This is a genomic window from Corallincola holothuriorum, assembly GCF_003336225.1.
Lineage (GTDB): Bacteria > Pseudomonadota > Gammaproteobacteria > Enterobacterales > Neiellaceae > Corallincola > Corallincola holothuriorum.
Genome location: NZ_QPID01000006.1, coordinates 127623 through 147061, shown reverse-complemented (window position 1 = coordinate 147061; position 19439 = coordinate 127623). Strand labels below are relative to the sequence as shown.

The following is a 19439-nucleotide window of genomic DNA, read 5'->3' as shown; positions in this document are numbered from 1 at the left end:
GACATATAAATAGCGTTCAGAGCGTTAATATCATAGCCAGCGTCAGCCAACTTCTTGTTGTGCAACTTTTAGTGAAAATCGTAGTCTACTAGCGTTTGAAAGAAGCGCCTTGATAGACTCACTACCTCGTTTATTGCACTCTCTTCACCGTGAATCACAGTGGCGGCAAACGAAGTAAGTCTAAGCATTTCGGCTGTGGCAGACCCGCTTTTGAAGATGAGGCTCAGTTGGATAAACCAGTGACGCTCTTCCGTATCCCGACCATTCAGATAGGGAAGTAGAATGTACGCCGACGGTTAGAACCACTCTCAGTACACTAAAAAATCGCATAGTCAGCACAGAGGAAAAATTGAACACGTCAGCCGCAAATACCAAATGTAATCAAAAAACTGAAGAAGCAATCAGCAGTTTTCAAGTCGCCCTATTGGTCTTGTCTTTTTATGTTTTGTTGGCCTTGATCGTGCAAAGTCTATTCGAATTACCAGCAGAAGTTGTCGATATTCTCGATATCGCCGACAACGCTATCTGCCTGATTTTTATGACGGACTTTTTTATTAGATGGCATCGTGCCGATAACCGAAAACAGTTTATGAAATGGGGTTGGATAGATTTTATTTCCAGTATCCCAATGATCGACCCGCTCCGCTATGCCCGCGTCGTACGTATCGTTAGAGTGATGCGTATTCTGCGAGCAGTACGTTCAACAAAAGTACTCATCAACTACGCCATGCGTCATAAAACAGAGAGTTCTTTTACTCTCGTTTGTACCGTGTCACTGCTGATGATTATCTTCGCTGCCATCGCCATCTTACAACTGGAGCAGGGAGTTGAGGGGGCAAATGTAGAAACCGGCGCGGATGCGTTGTGGTGGTCGTTTGTGACGATAACAACGGTGGGTTACGGTGACTATTACCCTGTCTCCATCGGTGGGCGGATTATCGCTGCTATGTTGATGGTCGCGGGTGTTGGACTGTTCGGTACCTTTACCGGTTTTGTTGCATCCTGGCTACTGGAGGAGGATGAGGAGCGCAAGGATCAGCATGCCATTACAAATCTGCGTGATGACATCAAGACACTCCAAGTACAGCTAAACGAACTGCAAGCAGTGATTGCTCAGCAAAATAATACCGCAACATCAGCATCCGCGTCGTCGCCTAAAACTGATGAAACAAAAATGTCGTAAAATTGCCACGAAGACATCTTCATCTCGACGTTAATCTGGGGGTATTAGTAGCTACAGAACTCTCCTTTGAAAAAGTTAAAAAGCTATCAATACGAGCGCTATGCACTGCTGTGCCAAGCGTCCTACCCGACAGACTTTGATCACACCGCTTACGGGTTCAATACTGAAGGCCACTGCCTTATCCGCGATTTAAGTGGTCAAGTATCAATTCGGGTCATGTGGGGAGAAAAAAGAGAAGTTGTCGTGGTGTTCAGAGGGACTTACCACTTAACCGATTGGCTAACTAATCTGGCACTATTTCCAGTAAAACGAACATATCCAGGTGCAAGCTATCGCGTCCACTGGGGCTACTCTCGGTTGCTGGAGCTACCCAGTCCGTTGGCAAAATACGCCACCGAACCTTCCCTATTGCCGACGACTCCACTCGTATCTCAAATCATGCCTCGGGATCACGCAGAAAAAGAGCGGAACGTCAGCGTATATGAACGGCTCCAACAAGTTCTTGAACCGCTCATTGCTGACGGTAAACGGATTACACTAACCGGGCACTCCTCTGGTGGCTCTATGGCCATCTTGGCAGCAGATAGATTAGAAAGACGCTATCCAACCAAGGTAAAACGAGTGATCACGTTCGGTCAGCCCGGCACTGGCACATGGAGCTTCAAAAAGCAGTACTTATTGCATAAACGTACGTACAGGATCTGCTGTGATATCGATATTGTAACTTTTTTACCGCCTATTCCCGGACTTTACTGGCATGTTGGGCGGATGCTATGGCTGCATAACGATAAGATTTACGAAAATGTCTCTGAGCACTTTCGCCTGGTCAAAAGCTTAACCAGCTGGCTCATGATGCCAATCAGTTACCATGACATGGGGAAATATATTCGTAGAAAAGATTTTTTTGATAAGCACTAAGCCGATGGCAGCTTATCGAAAGAGGCATTGCCAAATTCAGGGAGTAACACACATATGCCCTCCCCGAGTGACAAGCATGCTCAGTTTATGCGGACGAGTTGTGCGCCGAGCAGGTGTGGCATCAAATAGGTATCGGTGCTAGCAGACATCACCGTCCAGTTACCCATACTATTTTTTTCAAAATAAGCCGACTTAACTCGCTTGGCATCGGCTTTCGCCAACGTCAATGCGCTACCATGGAATTCATACTCACCAGATAGCTTTAGACTCGCACAGTTAATCTGTACACGATCCATGCTTAGCTGTTGAATTGTTGCTGGGTAGTGATTGCCATCAAGCAAAGTGATCTGCCACTGGCCTTTCATATCCATGCCAAGATCCAGTGGCTGGGTTGCGCAACCGGTCGTCAATACTGCTATAAGAGCCGAGAATACTACTACTCGCCAATACGTCATAGCTACTTCACCTACTTGTTATTTTCTTGTTATAAAATGCCTAATTTTTGCGCATCTTATAGCAAGCTAATATTAAATAGAATGCCCCAAATCAACCATTTGATGACGTTCTTCATAACAACATGATAAACAAACTAATTTAGTTTAAGCTATTTTCCGGTGTCAGGTTTTTTTACACTTTAAATTCAGCAAGTTACAAACACAAGAGCAACCTTCACACCTATCAGTCACACAACTAAATTAAGCCCTATCAGTCTCTTTTAACGTATCTAACCTACAAAAATAAGCCACAGAAATTGGTATCAAAGAAGTAATACCAAATAGGAGAAAAATCACGCCTGCGCTAACGAATTCGACGGTAGCAGGTAGATAACACAAAGCCACCTATATCGGTGAAACGAAGAAACGATGCTCAAGCACCTTAGTAAAGAGCGTGTGATTGAGATGAAAATGGGGTAACCACAGATGTAACAGAGAGAACCCACGAGCAACCAGAAAAAAGGGCACCGTAGGTGGTGCCCTTGTATCGCTATAAGTTAGCCTATCATCGAATACTATTCACTTACTTCCGGCAGCCCTTTTAGCGAGCGCAAAAACAAGCCTACGCCACCAACGGACAACACTAAGATCACAATGAGATCGAATGAGGTCATGGTACGCATGCTGAAGTTTATCGAGGAGATCACGCCAAAGATAAGCGCCACCAGTGAACCGATGGTTAGGATCCAACCAAGGATATTTTTGCTGTTGTAAAAAATAAGCCCAATACCAAAGATAAACGGGATCATCACCATACCGCTGGTGATTCCCCAGCCTGAGCCAAAGGAGTATAGAGAGGTACGCATACCAAAGCTGGAGCGCACTGTAATGGCATTAAACAGCATATAAAAACCGCCACACATCATTACCAAGCCAATAAAGAATTGCCCCACCCCACCGCTGGTTCCGCCTGCTCCGCGCATCGCTTCTTCTCCTGAATTCTGTTTATTCATTTTGATTTACTGCTACCTTTATCAACTCTCACCCGCTCATATCAATAGCAGGCTATATTAGGCGAACTTCTGCCACAAACGCTCAAACTGTTCCAGATAGGAAGCACATAGCGTTTCACTGTCCGTCACCAAAATGTTCTCTTCGTTCTTATCTGTCGCGCTGCGGGTCCAGTTAAAACTGCCGTTAAGCAAGGTTACGCGGTCAAATAACGCAAACTTGTGGTGCATATGGTATTCAGTGCGATCCATACGCAACGGCACCCCTTGTCTGGCTAACTGGTCAACATCACTGCCACTGTCATTGGCTTTATCATTATCCGTGATGATCCGCACCTGCACGCCGCGATCATGGGCTTTCTTAATCGCAGCGCTGAGGCGATCATCTGAGATAGTAAAGACACAGATATCAATGTTGCGCTTGGCTTGGTGACAAAGGTCAACGATCTTCTTCATGCAAGCCGTGCCTGGGCTGAAATAAGCTCCCGAGGTGATCGCTTGTTTGCGCGTGGCCTGATCAAGGGTTTTCACCACCCGCTCCAGCCAACCAAGCGCCGACAACGCTTCAGCAGCATTATCATCTCCACTAGCCGTAGCAATTTTGTCACGGGCAATAGCAAACGCTTTGTTGCGAATAAATCTCACTTTATCTGCGCTTAATGGTCGAGCAAGCTCCTTCAGCTCCGCCCGCTCACTGTCACTGAGCTTAAGATCATCGAAGCTATCAATCAGTTGTTTTTCTAATACGCTTAACTCACTCATCATGCATCCTCTGCACTCTGCTTACCGCCTTTAAGCGCGGCTAATTCATGCTCCAACTTGCCAATATTACGCAACAAGATCTGGATCTGATCGTTATCATCTGGCGCCAACGAGTGAGCAATGGTTTGCAAGCTCTGAGTTAGCGTCGCCAGCTGATTTTCTAACCCAGGAATGGGCTGATTCACCACTTCAACACGGGATAACGCTTTGGCGAACACCTTCGACAACGTCAGAAAAGCGCGGGCCGACTTATTGAACTTGGCACGGGATGCCGAGTGCTGTGCTTCAACCACTTCAATATGACGATCGCTAGCCGCTTGTTGTGCCTGAGACAGCTCTTTTGACAACTGAACGATCGCTTGTGAGGTTTGCTCGCTACCGCTATCCGCAACTTCCGGCTTATTGACCATCAGTTCTGCCGCGCCTTTTACGCTGCTAACTAAGTCGTGCAGTTGTCCAACCACCTGCATGCCAGTATCGGCATCGTCGCCGCCCATCGCTTTACTACGGGCAAAGTCGGCCTTGATCTGCTGCCAACGAGCCGCTTCTGCATCAGTATGTGTGCCGCGCATTTCACCCAGTTTTAATAGGTTCTCTTCCGCCCCGCCGGTAAGTAGTTGTGCCTCTCCGAGATAATGATCAGCAATCACCTGTTTTAGCTCGGCGTCGTTCATCACCGCCGAGATCTTCTCCGCCATCTTGTTCATGTTGCGGTATGAACCCTGCAACTTAAACGCGGGCTCGGTACGGTATTTTTCCGCCTGGGAGGCACTAACGATGTATTGCTTGTTTACTTTCAGCAGCACATCACGCACCACCATCAATTTACGCAGCACATCCAGGATCTCATTAACCTCGGCGCCACTATAACTATGGCTAAGGTCATTGGTATTGATGGTGTCGGTTTCTACCATTTTGGCAAAGCGATACAGATCCTGCATATCTCGGGTTGCTAGCGGTTGCAGCACCTGATTCGAGGTCAGACTGTTTTCGATATAGCTCAGTGCAAACGGCGCTTCCATGCCGCCAAGCACCTCACCTAAGTTGTAGATATCGGCACGGTTCGCCAACATGTCGGGGATCTTAAACACTTCGCCGGATTCAGTGTATGGGTTGCCCGCCATCACCACACAGAATTTCTTGCCGCGCATATCGTAGGTTTTTGATTCGTTACGCCATACCCCCTCAATACGACGGGTACCGTCACACAAGGAGATAAATTTCTGCAAGAACTCGGGGTGGGTATGCTGAATATCATCAAGATACAGCATCACGTTATTGCCCATCTCCAGCGCCAGGTTGAGCTTCTCCAGCTCCTGCTTCGCGGTAGCGTTGGGCGCTTGCGTTGGATCCAATGAATCCACTTCATGCCCCAGCGACGGACAGTTGATCTTCATAAAGATCAAACCCAGCCGGTTCGCCACATACTCCATCAACGTGGTTTTACCGTAACCGGGCGGCGAGATCATCATCAACAAGCCCATTAAGTCGGTGCGCTTGTTTTCGCCCACGGTGCCCATCTGTTTCGCCAAGTTATCGCCAATAATTGGTAGGTAAACTTGATTAATCAGCTGGTTACGAACAAATGAACTAAGTGGTCGCGAAACAAATTCATGCAGCTTTAATTGTTTACGACGATCGCTGATCACCTGCTGTCGCGTATTGAGGTACTCATGATAGGCCGGCACAAACTGATCTCTGTGCAGCTGATAGTTGGTTAGGAAGCTATCCAAGCGCAACTGCAGTGACTGACTGTCAATGCGGCTATGTTCACCCAAGAGGCCATCCACACTGAAATTAAGATCCGCTTCGCTGTGACGACGGGAAACTCTCTCTTCGGCGTTAATGATCGCCACGGCTTCAGGAACGTAGGCGGCTAATGCCTCCGCTGTATCCGCGGCGCCTGCTTTCTTACTGGCTAACATCGCGGTTAACCAGCTGTAGGTTAACGCCCAGCGCTCCCCCGCTTTGCCAACCAACTGCTGCAATGCTTCTTCAAATGTGCGCAGCGCTTTGCCAGCTTTAAGAGACTGCTTTAGCTCATCTGCCAACTGACGGGCGTACTTACTGGTTTCAAACTCCACCCTGTCGTTGGCCAGCTCACGCACCAAATAGCTCACCGCACGTTGGCAGTCGCTCTGGCTGACCGGAATGGTATGCAATTCAAGATAGCTATTCAGCTGACTCAGCAGCTCCTGTTCCAGTAAAACGAGTGCTTCGCCACTGGCAAACAGGGTTTGCATAGTCAATGCCGAGCGTGCCCGCTGTGGGCAGCTTTTCGCCCAAGCTTGTTGCTGATTGTTAGCCCAAAAGATAATCGCTAAACCACGACTCAGCGGATCAAACCGCAACAGGCCGACGCTTTGCCGTAAAGGCAACACTTTGGCCAGGATCAGCGCAGCATCATGGTCATGAACCCCTTTCTGATAGCCCTCTTTATATCTTGGCGCAGCAAACTCTCTGGCGATCTTAACCAGCGCCTCTTGCTCACTGGCAGCGCTGCTTAGTAACTCTGGTGTAAGGCCATGCTCATGCATATCAGCGCTATCGAGGATCAATCCAGCCAGATATTCAGCGCGGTAGATCTCAGCAGATTCAGATTCGATATCCGCCTGCCAGTATTGGCTCAATTCAGCCAGCCGCTTATCTTCTACTGGCTCGAAATAGTCGGTACCGGTGAGGTGGAAATTAAGCTGGTTATTACGCGGTAAGATAGTGATATCTAGCGGCTGGGTATTCACACTAAATTTGTGCCGTGGTCCCAGCTTGATGACGTTACCGCCCTCTTCATAGATCTCGCTCTTATCTCGCAGCGATTTCAGCGCCTGATCTTTACCCATCTTAAAACGAGCATCGATATCATCGGCTTTCACCTGATCATCGAGTCCGCGCAACTGCTCGCTGATCTCCCGTACTTTCATCACCAGCGGATCGGCGGCATAAAAGCTGTTCAGTTCATCAGGCTCGGTGAAACGCTGTACCCGTTTTTGAATGTTACTGAGAATACGGCTGGCGGCATCCTGCAGGTTCTGTGCCTTGCGCTGGCGCTCATCAAGTAGCGCTTGTTTCTGCGCCTCAAAGCTTTCGTAAACTTCTTCCCGCTTGGAAAGAATATCGGCCAAGAACTCGTCATGCTCACTGAACTGGCTCTCCAGCTCTTCTAGCTGCACCAGCAAGCGCGTCAGCTGCTCATCACACTTCTCCGGCGTGGTGGCCGCACTCAGGGCATTGGTAATACCTTGAGAAAACAACTTAAACGACGCGGAAAACTCAGCCACAGCTTCTGCCGAGCCGAGCTCTTTTTGCTTGTGTCCGGCACGGGCACGGCTCTGATTTAACTTGGCGTAAACCTCAGAGATCGCCTCAACAATGGCGGTACGCTGCTGTGCGTCATCCACTTTCAGGCTGGTCATCAGCTCAGATAGCAGATCCAGCTCTGAAGCCATCTTTTCGAGTCCGGCGACAGGTGCCTCCAGCTCTACAATCGAATTCGCATCGGCTAGCGCCTGCTCCAGCGTCCCTAGACGATCATGGTAGGGGGCAATGGCTTCAGCTGAAGAGAGAAATTCGCCGGTCTTCAGTGATATCTTGTCACCGGTTTCTTGTAGCTGCTGCTCCATCTCATCAATACGTGAGGTATTGATATAGCGGTAGTCACGGATCGTCAGTAAGTGACCGCGCAGTTTGCGAATGCTGTCGAGGGCATCAACAAAAGCTTCAGCGCTGTGCCAACTATCGACATTCATCGATTTGAGCAGCGCTTTTTGCTGTTGTTCCGCCTCAGCCATTGCCAACTCTGACTGCTGACGAATACTTTCTACTTTTTCAAACTCATCCAGCACCAGTTCACTGGTTTTGGCAATCTCGTGTAGCAGATCTGAGATCCCCTGTACTTCCTGATTGTCCAACCAGTAGTAGCTATCAAACAGGCGCAAGGTATTTTTGCACAGTTCATCATATAAACGCGCCGACACGGATTGCTCATCCACGGCACGGCATACACTGTAAAAATCGGAAATAGCACGCACTAATTCAGCATTGCCAATGCGGCCATAGACGCTGTCTTTCACCGGTGCTTTACTGGCGTGCTCATCACTGCAATAGGGCGTTTCCCAAACCTGCATCGGATGCACGCGGGTTGGCTCATCCCCTTCGGCATAGAAAATCACCATGGTGCCATCATCGAGCATGGCGTAACCATGGCCAAGTAACGGCACCTGCAGGCTTTTCTCAATCAGGTTGTACGCAAACAAGGCGATCGTTGCGTTCTCAGGGTTGTAGAACACATACATGGCATCTTCGCCATTGGGCGAACGGCGCACACGACGGAAACGCATGCCAGTCATGTCTTCATCAAACAGTTTAAGCCCGCCTGATTCCAGATAAATGCCGCCAGGGAAAATAATGCCGTGATTTTCCGGCAACAGCCGACATGCCTGACCAATAGCATCGACACGCAACACTTCATGGGTCAGCTTGTTAAATAACAAGTAGCGCCAGGTCTCTTCTCGATAAGGCAAGATTTTTAGCAGTATCAGGTGGCCGACCTCGGCATAAAACACATCGGCGTCATCCAGCGACTGGGTCTGATCCACCACAGCTTCGGCGTAGATCCCCTCTCCGGACGCGGTGTTGTCTTCTATCTTAACGGTCAGATCACCACCGACCGTTTCCACAAACAGGGTATCGAGAATATTCAGGTGTGGATGTTTACCATGAACAGCATTCTCACGACTGGTTGCCTGCCATTCAAAATCATAAGCCGATGGCAAGGCGATATCACGCTCACCACGGTTGTCGATATACTCTACACGTTTGCCATCTGCACTGATCGACCAACGAAACACACGAATATCTTCTTCCCGTTCGCCGATCTGGAAGCTGGCTAGTAACTTGCCATCTTTGACCACCAGCTGCGACAAACGAGTATTTTTGTAATAGGCGTACAGTTCATTAAACTCACGCACAAAGGCTGCATTGGCCAAAAACGTATCGTCACTGCGCGCGGGCTCTAAATCAAAGCCATCAGCAGTTTTTTGGAAATGATAGAGGGCAAATACATCACTGATGTGAGTCTCTTTTTTTAGCCCCATAAACACGTTGAAGCCAAACAGCAGGTGTTCGCCAACGCAGACGATATCCTGGGCAATACAGTTATTTTCCGTGCGGGTACGCAAACGCCCCAGCACTTTCATTTCGGTACTACCAAACTCACTGATACGTGACTGGTTAAGGGCATCGACTTCTTCTCGAAGCTGCTTCCCTTGCCCTTCCAAGCGCTTACGGATCACTTCATAAGCGCCACCTTCAGTCACCGCCTTATCAACGATACCGGCTTCAGCGCCTTGTTTATCTTGGTTTTTATCCTGCACCCTGTGTACTCCCTGCGTGCTGTCGAAACAGTTTGGCCACCCTGACATCCCATGATGTGTTCCTGAGACGTCAGGTGAAACTGGCCAGCCATATTGACCGTCCTAATGCGGATTTAACTCCGCACAAAGACGCTTGCCATAGGGCTTACAACAGATCGGTTGATGAGGTTGAGCTAGAAGGTTTCTTGCCCCCTTTCCCGCCACCCAGCGCCATCACCTTACTTAACAGCTCCTGCACCACGGGGCTTTTACCCACGATCCCTTCAACTGATTTACCAACAGACAGAGACTTGGCGAACGAATCAAAGAACTCGCCCTGACCGCCAACGATGTCGATATTGGCATTCGACAACGCAGCAGACAGAACTTCAGCCTGCTCTTTGGCGATCTCTTTGCTCGCGCCGATAGACGCAATCGCTTCTTCAAACTGCTTCTCAAGCTGCATACGGAACTCTTCGTGGCTGCGCGCCTGATCGCTCATAGCATCCATCGCCTTGAACTTATCCACTAAACCTTCAGCTTCTGCGGTCAATTTCTCGCGAATAACTGTGGCAGCCACCAAACCTTTCTCTTTTTCTGCGGCGGCTTCTGCGAGACCTTGCTGTTCGTCGCCTTTGGCTTGGGCACCCAGCTTCTCTTCCAGCACCTTGGCTTCGGCCAGCCCCTCTTTCTCTTTGGCAATCGCTTGCGCTTCAATCACACGGGCTTTCGCCAACCCTTGCTGCTCATCACCTTGGGCCTGAGCTTCCATCTTCTTCGCGAGTACTTGTGCTTCAGCAGCACCTTCTTTCTCAAGTGCTTCTGCTTTTGCTTCCTGCACACGGGCATCAGCAAACCCTGGCGCCGCACGTTCCGCTTCAATACCTTCAGCCATACGTTTCATCGCATCGGCTTTCTTCGCTGCCGCTTCCAGTTCAGCTTGCGCCAGTACATTCAGTTCAACGGCTTTATGCTTGGCTTTGGTTTCATCGGCTTCGGCCTGCTTAACCTGCTTAACCAGCTCCTCTTCGGCTTGCGCCTGCGCCTCTAAGATCAACACCTGCTTAGAGCGGTCAGCTTCTGAGATTTCACGCACCTCTTTAATACGCTCCTCCTCTTCAGCCACTGTTTTCTCTACTGCCACACGCTCACGGGTCACGTTAGCAATATTGGTACGCTCAACTTCCAGGTCTTTTTCTTTGGCGATACGCTCAAGCTCAACTTCACGCTCGCGGGAGACCACTTCCAGATCCTGCGCCCGCGTTACTTTTTCTTTCTCAATCACTACGGCACGCTGACGATTTTCGACCGCAATCTCTACTTCACGCTTACGATTCTCTTCCTGAATATCAAGATCCTGCTGCGTCTTAATACGAGCTTGCTCAGAACGCAGACGCTCCTCTTCACTGACCTTAATGGTTTCAGCTTCTTCACGGGCTTGGATCGTGGCTATTTCTCGAGCCTGGCGCGCTTCGGCATCCGCTTGTTGACGCTCTAACGCCAACATAGACTCTTTGGTCTCCACGTTTTTCTTGGTGATCGCCAACTCTTCATTACGCTCAAACTCGTTGGTTTGCACGTTCTGAGTTGCCGTCAGCTCGGTAATTTTTCGTATGCCCTGAGCATCCAAAATATTGGTAGGATCTAAGGCACTCTTTGGTGTTTGTTCTAAGTAATCGATGGCAACATCTTCAAGAATGTAACCGTTAAGATCATCACCAATCACCTCAACAATCTTTTCACGGAAGGTCAGACGATCTTCAAACAAACGTACAAACTCAATCTGCTTACCGACGGTTTTCAGCGCTTCGGAGAACTTGGCGTTAAACAACTCATTCACCGCCGCTTTGTCAGACGCACGCTCTACGCCAATCGCCTTAGCGACCTTCAATACATCTTCCTGGGTTTCATTAACGCGCAGGTAGAAAGCCACGGTAATGTCCGCACGCATATTGTCGCGGCAGATCAAACCATCACGTCCTCTTCGATCCACTTCCAGAGTGATTAAAGAGATCTTCATCAGCTCTTTCTTGTGGATAACGGGGATCACCATACCGCCGGTGAACTTCACCTTTGGCGTTGAACTCATGTCATTCACAATCAACGCTGTTCCTTGGGGCACTTTCTCGTAAAACGCTTTAAACATCATCGCAAGTACGAATATGACGCCAAAAATAACACCGATGATGGTAAGTACACCCATTGCTAGACCCATATCTATAGGCATATTGAATATTCCTTTTTCAAATTAAATTTGTACGAAAATTGGTTTCTAAATTGAGTTATTGCTTAAACAGTTCTGCCTCGGTCATCACGCGATAGGCATGTGTTTCCGGCAGGTATTCGAGGATCACGACAATATCGCCGCGAGTTAAGTTTTGAGTTTCGTCGGCCCGCACGCGCAATACCATGCCCGCGCCACCATCTTCCAATGTGGCTTCGCCAAATGTAGGAGTCACTTTTGAGGTGCGTATAACTACTTTTGAACCCACCAAATCGTTGGTAGATGTCGCATTCGCTGACTTAAACAAAGGTCGCAGAGGCTTAACGATTTGCGCGGCGATAAAAATGGAGGCAACAAAAGCCACCATGGCTACACCGGCACCTAATACCCACTGCAATACACCAGAGAACGAAAACAAAGGATTAATCACCAGCAACATGGAGAAGTAGCAGATACTCCAACCTGTGAGTGCAATCACTGTCAGCACGACAGTTAAAGGCACACCCGCCAACCCCAATCTCAGTAGCAATCCGGCAAAACCTTCTAGGGCGCCGACATCCGCATCAACATCAATGTCGATATCTAATACGTCAACATCAACGGTGCCCAATGCGGCAACAAACCAATAGCAGAGCATGACACCGAGTAAAACGGTGTAAATAACCGTGGGAAATTGAATCAGGTGCGCTAAGAAAACATCCATATGTACTCCTTCCTTTGGAGGCCGTCAGGCGACCTACTCATAAACACGCGTGCTTATGAAACAACTATCCATTCACATACATCATGTATGTATTAATTATTCCCCTCTGCTTGATACAAGCGGGAGATAAAAAACAAGCCGACATACTAACCGATAGCCTCCACCTTTTTGTTAGGCTTTTGCTAAAGAAGCGGCCTAGATCAACATTATTCTATGACTAAAAAATGAAACAAATTATTGCGACTGGGTGGCTTCTATCACCTGCTTAACTATCTCAGGTGACACCGAAAACTTGCACACAGACAAAATTTGAATAAAAAGATCCGCAGACATCTTGCCTTTGTTAACCTTCGACCTCAGATTATTGTCCAACTGTGTCGTTCCGAACTGCAGGTATAACTGTTTACTCAGTTCAGCGTACGTCATACCACTTTGCGCCATCATGGTTCTCACCAGGCGTTTAATAACAGAATCGAACGCAGGAGGCGTATCTGTTGTCATAGTGTTTCCTTAGTAATTTCATCACGCATGTTTGCGCGCTCAATCATTACATATTGTGAATGATATGAGTATTGGTCAATACGAACCAAAAAGCAACAAAACAAAACAAATGTTGAATATAGTTGACATTTATTATTTTTGAGAACATCCTTAAGTGGCTGGTTCGCCAGCACCCATAACACGGAGTGAATCATGAGCTGGACTACACAAACTTTATTAGACGCGATGTACGAACTTGATGCGATTACTTCTGGAGAGGTAACTGTATCTTTGGTAGGCGACTGCTTGGCAGCCACCATGCATGAGCAGGGTGACCTGCCCGTCGTTATCAGCATCTCTGAAGATCAGATGTTGATGGAGTCTGTATTGTTTCCGGTTGCAGTAGTTAAGGACAAGGTAGCGTTGAACGATGAGTTCCTTCGCAACCATAAGTACCTGCCGCTTTCTACCGTTGCCATTGAAACCATTAACGGCGAGGACCATTACGTCCTATTTGGTGCGCTGAGTGCGACATCAACCATAGAAAACGTAATGCTGGAACTCACTAGCTTGGCAGATAACGTATTAACCGTTGCCGAAGCGTGTGAAGATCAAATTGCCCGTCACCCTGCAGCCGAATAAGAGGAATTTATCATGAGTTTATTTAAGAAACTGTTTACTTTCGGTCGTGCTATCAAAGCCGAGATGGAAGAAGAATTTACCGACGCTCAAGCAATCCGTTTGCTGGAGCAGCATATCCGCGACGCACGCCAGGCAATGGACGTAGCAGGTCGTAGCCGTATTGATTTAGCAGGTAAGAAGAAACTGGCTGAATCTAAGGTGGACAAGTTGCAAGCAGAGATCAGCAAATATGAAAACTTTGCCGTAGAAGCCCTAAGCAAAGGTGATGAAGCCTTGGCTGGCGAAGTGGCAGAAAAAATTGCAGCGCTGGAAACTCAGTTCACTGAAGACAAAGCGCATCTGGATACAATTAAGGCTGATTTTGCCCGTATCGAAACCACTATCGCTAAAAGCAAGAAACAGTTAGCGGAAATGGAGCGTCAACTGGCGCAGGTGAAAGCGACCGAAGCAGTACAAAAAGCACAAGAGCAGATCGCTGCAACCAGTATCAATGCCAACTCAAAAGTAGCCAATGCCGCAGATTCACTGCAGCGCATCAAGAATAAGCAAGCAGAGAAGCAAGCTAAACTTGAAGCAGCGGAAGAGTTATCTGACGACGGCAATGAACTAGAGAAAAAACTCAAGGACGCTGGGATCGGTAGTTCTACTTCCTCAGCTAACTCCGTGTTAGAGCGACTGAAAGCAAAACAAGCAGGCTAATAAAGGACGATTACCATGCAGTGGTGGTTGCGCTGGGCTAGCCTGCGCCTCAATCAACACCTGCGTTCACTAACTTGGCCGGCACTTGCCGGCCTTGTCGTTGGTCACGCAGTCACTTCTTATGCCTTGCTTTATTTGGCAGGCGAAACCGCATTAACCGAAAACCTCAGCCGTTATATTTACTGGTTTATGGTCACCATATCTACCGTAGGTTACGGCGATTATTCGCCGGAGAGTGCCTCTGGCATGTGGGCTGTCACACTGTGGGTTATCCCCCTCGGTTTAGGTCTATTCGGTTCATTTATCGGCAAACTTGCCACTACTATCTCGCTAATGTGGGAGCAAACCATGAAAGGTGAACGTGATTTCGGGCATCTGTCTAATCACATTGTGTTGATCGGCTGGACGCCGATGCAGACACTAAAGATTATCGAACTGATACTGGGTGATAAAAACCGCCAACAACGTCAGATCCTTCTATGCGTGACAGATGAGATGGAACACCCCTGCCCTGACCGTATTGAAGTTAACTTTATTCGCGTTGAAAGCTATTCTGAACCTAGTTCATTGCAGAGAGCTGGAATTGAAGAAGCGGATAAAGTAATAATTGATGGCGACAGTGACGAAGAGACTTTGGCCATCGCTTTAAGGGTTGGCGCATTGACTCAGCCAGATTCCACCCATGTCTGCGCTTACTTTGAAAGTGAATCGATGGCGCAACTAGTAGAAACGGCTTATCCCCATATCGAAGTCAGTACCTCACGCGAGGCTGAGCTGCTGACACGTTCCATGCAAGATCCCGGCTCCAGCCGAGTATTTGAACAACTGATGAATACGCTCGACGGTGCCACGCAGTTTTCATTAACTATTCCAGTTAATGCACCGACCGCAAGTTTTGGCGAGCTATTTATCTACCTAAAACAGCAACATGATGCCACCTTGATTGCCGTGGCCGACCATAGCACTCAAGGCGAAGTGGAGATCAACCCGGCGATGAACAAACCACTCAGCTCAGGCGTAACGCTATATTATATTGCCGCCCAACGCTTAACAGAGTCGAGCGTTAACTGGTCAGCATTAGCCCCGGAGAAAGCATCATGAATTTTTTCAAAGATCTGTTCGGTAAAAAGAAGCAAGAGGAAGCACCCAAGCAGCCAGAAAAAGGCTTGTTTGGTTTGCACCTGGGTTGTGCCGTAGAGCTAAGCTCGTTGGATTTTCGCGTACTCGGTGACGAATTAAAGATGGAGTTTCCGGGCGACACGCAATTAATTGAAGCGATTAGCCGTACCTCTCTTGGCGCAGGGTCTTATATGCTGCGTTACTACACCAGCGACGATGCTTTTATCCAGATAAACTACAGCGGCGACGAAACTGAACATAATGTCGAAGATGTATTGCTGTTTGTTTACGATAAGAGCAACGCCATCGCAACCAAAGCGGAGTGGGAAAAAGTGATCGCCGCCGACTTTATTGGTACCCCGACCTTTCAACACAGTGACCGCGAATTCCAACGGGTATTTTTTGGCGATAACGACGGTAATGTGCCTCCGGTGGCCATGACTGAAAAGGTAGAAAACAAAGCCGGCGAACGTTATAGCGTTGATAACTTCTGTATGCTGTATGAAAGAGGCATTAACGACGATATCAACGAATTACTATTGATTAATGCCGAGGAGAGCGGTGACAATGAGCGCATGCTTAGTTACGCCCTTGGCGTCAACCTATCACCGTCGCAATTTAGAGTGATCAGCTAAAGATAACCCAACGGCCTAGATGAACAATATCCGGTCGTTATAACACAAAGAATCAGCGTCAAATTTAAACAATTAAGGAAGCGAATAACTATGTTTATGGAATCCCTTCAGGGTTTACCTGCTTTTGCCCTCTATTTCGTCAGCGGCTACGTAATGATCCTGCTGTTTACCGCCATCTATACCAAAGCAACACCACACTGTGAATGGACCTTAATGCGCGAAAACAACAGTGCTGCGGCAGTTGCCTTTGGTCTAACCGTCGTGGGTTTCACCATCCCTGTTGCCAGTGCAGCCATCAACTCTGTGGGTGTCATCGACTTTATTATCTGGGGTGGCGTTGCCATGGTAACTCAGCTATTAACCTACTTTACTGTCCGCTTCTATATGCCACGGTTGACTGAGCGCCTAACTGCCAATGAGCTGCCTGCGGGTGTATTCCTTGGTTGCTGCGCATTGGCAACCGGTATTTTGAACGCTGCCTGTATGACCTACTAGAGGAGCGTCAAAATGAAACGTTCCCGTACAGTCAAACTTACTCTGATGGGACTCGCTGGCGGCATGGTGACAGGCTGTAGCGAGCCACAAGAAGAGATCGTAACTTTTAAAAGTGTGGCAGAGTGCAAGGCCAGCGGCTTGTTTGAAGCCAGCGATTGCGAGTATCAATACGAAAAAGCAGTAGCGGCAAACCAACTGGAAGCACCACGCTACGATAGCCGGTACAACTGTGAAATGGACTTTGGTGCAGAGCAATGCCAGCCATCACGCAGCAGCGGCTTTTGGCAGCCCTTCATGGCCGGTTACATGATGTCGATGATCGCTCGCGATGTAGGCAATAGCCTCTATTATCGTAGCGCTTATTCACGCCCCTTATACCGTTCACGTGACGACTGGGGCATGTACCGCACCAGTAATAACTATCCGGTAGGTAGCTACGGCAGCACTGGCCGAGCCAGTAAATTACCGCGCTCTATCATGACAACAGTACCAAATAACTCCGGCCAAATTAAACGCAGTTCTGGCCAGTATGGCAAAAAAGCCGCGACGGTCAGCCGTGGTGGTTTTGGTTCTAAAACAGCGGCTCGCGGCGGCTGGGGTAGTTAGTGCTACGTATCGCCTGTGCACCGCGGCCTAATCTGCTGCAACGTGCTAACCAGTATGGGTTCGACTTTCATACCATTGATGGCGAACCCTACTGGGACGAAAACCACTACTATCAATTCACGCTCCAGCAGATTGAACGGGATCTTGAAGATCCTACCAACGAGCTAGAAGCGCTCTGCATGGATCTGGTTGAGCAAGTTGTTCGCGATGAGTATTGGCTAACAAAACTCCAGATCCCCAAGCATCAGTGGCAACTCATTCTTGATTCATGGCGCTTCAAAGAGCCGAGTTTGTACGGGCGAATGGACTTTGCTTACAACGGCAACGGCCCTGCCAAGCTACTTGAATACAACGCTGATACACCAACCTCCATCTACGAAGCCGCTTTCTTCCAATGGATCTGGCTCGAAGATCAGGTCAAAGCCGGCACCCTGTTACGTAGCACTGACCAGTTTAATTCTATCCAGGAAAAGCTGATCGCCCAGATGGCAAAGATCCCCTCTGATGGTGAAATGCACTTTGCCTGTTGTCAGGACAGTACCGAAGATCGGGCAACCGTCGAATATCTGGAAGATTGCGCTCAGCAAGCCGGAGTCGCAACACGCTTTATCTATGTCGAAGATATCGGCGTTAACACCAAAGGTCAGTTTACCGATCTCGACGACTACGAGATAAGTTGCCTGTTCAAACTCTATCCTTGGGAGTGGATGCTCACGGATCCTTTCAGTGATTACTTAGCAAAATCGAAAACCCGCTTTGTCGAACCCGCCTGGAAAGCGATCCTGAGCAATAAGGGGATATTGCCCCTGTTGTGGCAATTTCATAAAGGCCACCCCAACTTGCTGCCATCCTATTTTGAAGGTGAACAAAAGGCCGATTTAGGCAACAGCTACTGTAAAAAGCCACTGTTTAGCCGTGAAGGCGCAAATATCTCACTGATAGAAGATGGCAAACCCACACTGGCCGTCGGCGGTGAGTACGGTGAAGAGGGCTATATCTACCAATCTCTCAGCCCCCTGCCCCGCTTTAACGAGAGCTTTACCCTCATCGGTAGCTGGGTGGTCGGCCACGAAGCCGCCGGCCTAACGATACGGGAGGATAATAGTTTGATCACCAAAGACACCAGCCGTTTTGTGCCCCATGTGATTGTGGGTTGATTAACAAAATGCACTGATAAATTTCGCATCACTTGTCATCAAAAAAGCGGACAATCATGTCCGCTTTTTAGTTTCTAACAAGAACACCAATGGAGGAATTAAAACTGCTTTTTCACTAACCAGTCAGGAATGTAATCGGTTTCAAAATCCAGTTCGTAGCCTTTGTGATCATACGCCAGCGCCGCCATGGCGATTAACGGCAATGACACCCAACCGCGGGCTGCCCATTTCTCATCTTCCTGACCCCAGTACTTTTTATGCAGCTCTACCGCTTCACGCACCTCTTTATTGAATTCAGCGTCCGCACCTGGCGTAAAAATAGTGCGAATAATAGAAAGAAGCGGATTTAATAGATGAAAGGCATAACTTAAACGGCTATCTTCAGGCTCCGCCTGGAGTGCACTATTCAGCAAGGTAGTAAGTTCTTTATGGCCCTTATAAATACCCTGCATCAAGTCCACTATGCGCAGATCCAACGCATCAGGTTTAATTTCGGCCGCAAAAAAGACCGTTTCATCCACCTCATTTAGGACATCGATAGCAGCACTATCCCGTAATATCTGTGCACAATAAAAACTTTTTAGCCATACGTCTGTATCGACATGACAGGCCTTATGAGCCCCTGTTAGCGTAATGGTTTCACCTAAGAGATGCACATCAAAGGTTTCTTCCATCCTCATCACAGAAGCAAAATTTGCTGCACCCAGCTCTTTAGCAAAAGTTAAAAAACGTAATATGGTTAGATGATCTTTCTCAGCCACTATAGATTCACAAAAGACATTTACAGTTTGTGAAATAGAAGAGCCTAGCAACTCTCCATCATCTTCCTTCTTTATACTATTTATTTTCCTTGGCAGACGTTTTTCGAACTTATCCAACGCCTTCTGAAGTAAATGAGTGTGTGTTTCTTGATAATGTCTTCCTATCATCATTCAACTTATTCAAAACTACGAGTTAATTACAATGGCAAACATAATTTTCATCAAAAAAGCGGACAACCATGTCCGCTTTTTAGTTTCTA

At 48.1% G+C, this 19439-nt stretch carries 17 protein-coding genes; 9 read left to right on the top strand and 8 right to left on the bottom strand.

Annotation, left to right across the window (positions count from 1 at the left end):
• The first annotated feature begins 349 nt into the window (after positions 1–349).
• The gene (locus tag DU002_RS11345) at positions 350–1183 is read left to right on the top strand and encodes a potassium channel family protein (protein WP_199405222.1); all 834 of its coding nucleotides are present in this window, start codon (positions 350–352) and stop codon (positions 1181–1183) included.
• Positions 1184–1249: 66 nt separating this feature from the next.
• Positions 1250–2101: a lipase family protein gene (locus DU002_RS11340; protein WP_114338502.1), complete on the top strand. Its 852-nt coding sequence runs from the start codon at positions 1250–1252 to the stop codon at positions 2099–2101.
• Positions 2102–2181: 80 nt separating this feature from the next.
• Here the strand turns inward: DU002_RS11340 and DU002_RS11335 are convergent, their stop codons facing one another.
• The 7 genes from DU002_RS11335 to DU002_RS11305 all read right to left on the bottom strand — a co-directional run bounded on the left by DU002_RS11335 (position 2182) and on the right by DU002_RS11305 (position 13086).
• A complete protein-coding gene (locus DU002_RS11335) occupies positions 2182–2472 on the bottom strand; it encodes a hypothetical protein (RefSeq protein WP_114338501.1) in 291 nt (96 codons plus the stop codon).
• A gap of 638 nt (positions 2473–3110) precedes the next feature.
• On the bottom strand, positions 3111–3518 hold the full coding sequence (locus DU002_RS11330) for a hypothetical protein (protein WP_114338625.1): 408 nt from the start codon (positions 3516–3518) through the stop codon (positions 3111–3113).
• An 87-nt stretch (positions 3519–3605) separates the two neighbouring features.
• A complete protein-coding gene (locus DU002_RS11325; RefSeq protein WP_114338624.1) occupies positions 3606–4307 on the bottom strand; it encodes a phospholipase D-like domain-containing protein in 702 nt (233 codons plus the stop codon).
• A complete protein-coding gene (locus DU002_RS11320) occupies positions 4307–9679 on the bottom strand; it encodes a DNA repair ATPase (protein WP_199405221.1) in 5373 nt (1790 codons plus the stop codon). The genes DU002_RS11325 and DU002_RS11320 overlap by 1 nt, the downstream gene beginning before the upstream one ends.
• A gap of 145 nt (positions 9680–9824) precedes the next feature.
• Positions 9825–11885, bottom strand: a complete 2061-nt coding sequence (locus DU002_RS11315; RefSeq protein ID WP_233496480.1) for a flotillin family protein — start codon at positions 11883–11885, stop codon at positions 9825–9827.
• 55 nt (positions 11886–11940) lie between these two features.
• The gene (locus tag DU002_RS11310) at positions 11941–12585 is read right to left on the bottom strand and encodes an OB-fold-containig protein (RefSeq protein WP_114338499.1); all 645 of its coding nucleotides are present in this window, start codon (positions 12583–12585) and stop codon (positions 11941–11943) included.
• A 234-nt stretch (positions 12586–12819) separates the two neighbouring features.
• The gene (locus DU002_RS11305) at positions 12820–13086 is read right to left on the bottom strand and encodes a DUF6471 domain-containing protein (protein WP_114338498.1); all 267 of its coding nucleotides are present in this window, start codon (positions 13084–13086) and stop codon (positions 12820–12822) included.
• A gap of 192 nt (positions 13087–13278) precedes the next feature.
• On the opposite strand from DU002_RS11305, the gene DU002_RS11300 reads away from it, so the two are divergent.
• From DU002_RS11300 to DU002_RS11270, 7 genes are all read left to right on the top strand, one after another.
• Entirely contained in the window at positions 13279–13707 is a 429-nt protein-coding gene (locus DU002_RS11300) for a YjfI family protein (RefSeq protein WP_114338497.1), read from the top strand.
• 12 nt (positions 13708–13719) lie between these two features.
• Positions 13720–14406: a PspA/IM30 family protein gene (locus DU002_RS11295; RefSeq protein WP_114338496.1), complete on the top strand. Its 687-nt coding sequence runs from the start codon at positions 13720–13722 to the stop codon at positions 14404–14406.
• 15 nt (positions 14407–14421) lie between these two features.
• Positions 14422–15507 (top strand): potassium channel protein, encoded by a 1086-nt coding sequence (locus DU002_RS11290; RefSeq protein WP_114338495.1) that lies wholly within the window; start codon positions 14422–14424, stop codon positions 15505–15507.
• A complete protein-coding gene (locus DU002_RS11285; RefSeq protein ID WP_114338494.1) occupies positions 15504–16160 on the top strand; it encodes a YjfK family protein in 657 nt (218 codons plus the stop codon). Before DU002_RS11290 ends, DU002_RS11285 begins: the two co-directional genes overlap by 4 nt.
• 90 nt (positions 16161–16250) lie before the next feature.
• Positions 16251–16655: a DUF350 domain-containing protein gene (locus DU002_RS11280; protein ID WP_213014108.1), complete on the top strand. Its 405-nt coding sequence runs from the start codon at positions 16251–16253 to the stop codon at positions 16653–16655.
• Positions 16656–16667: 12 nt separating this feature from the next.
• Entirely contained in the window at positions 16668–17261 is a 594-nt protein-coding gene (locus tag DU002_RS11275) for a DUF1190 domain-containing protein (RefSeq protein ID WP_114338493.1), read from the top strand.
• A complete protein-coding gene (locus tag DU002_RS11270; RefSeq protein ID WP_114338492.1) occupies positions 17261–18418 on the top strand; it encodes a glutathionylspermidine synthase family protein in 1158 nt (385 codons plus the stop codon). Before DU002_RS11275 ends, DU002_RS11270 begins: the two co-directional genes overlap by 1 nt.
• Positions 18419–18516: 98 nt before the next feature.
• Here DU002_RS11270 and DU002_RS11265 read toward each other — a convergent pair whose 3' ends face one another.
• Entirely contained in the window at positions 18517–19350 is an 834-nt protein-coding gene (locus DU002_RS11265) for an immunity 49 family protein (protein ID WP_114338491.1), read from the bottom strand.
• Positions 19351–19439: the final 89 nt, after the last annotated feature.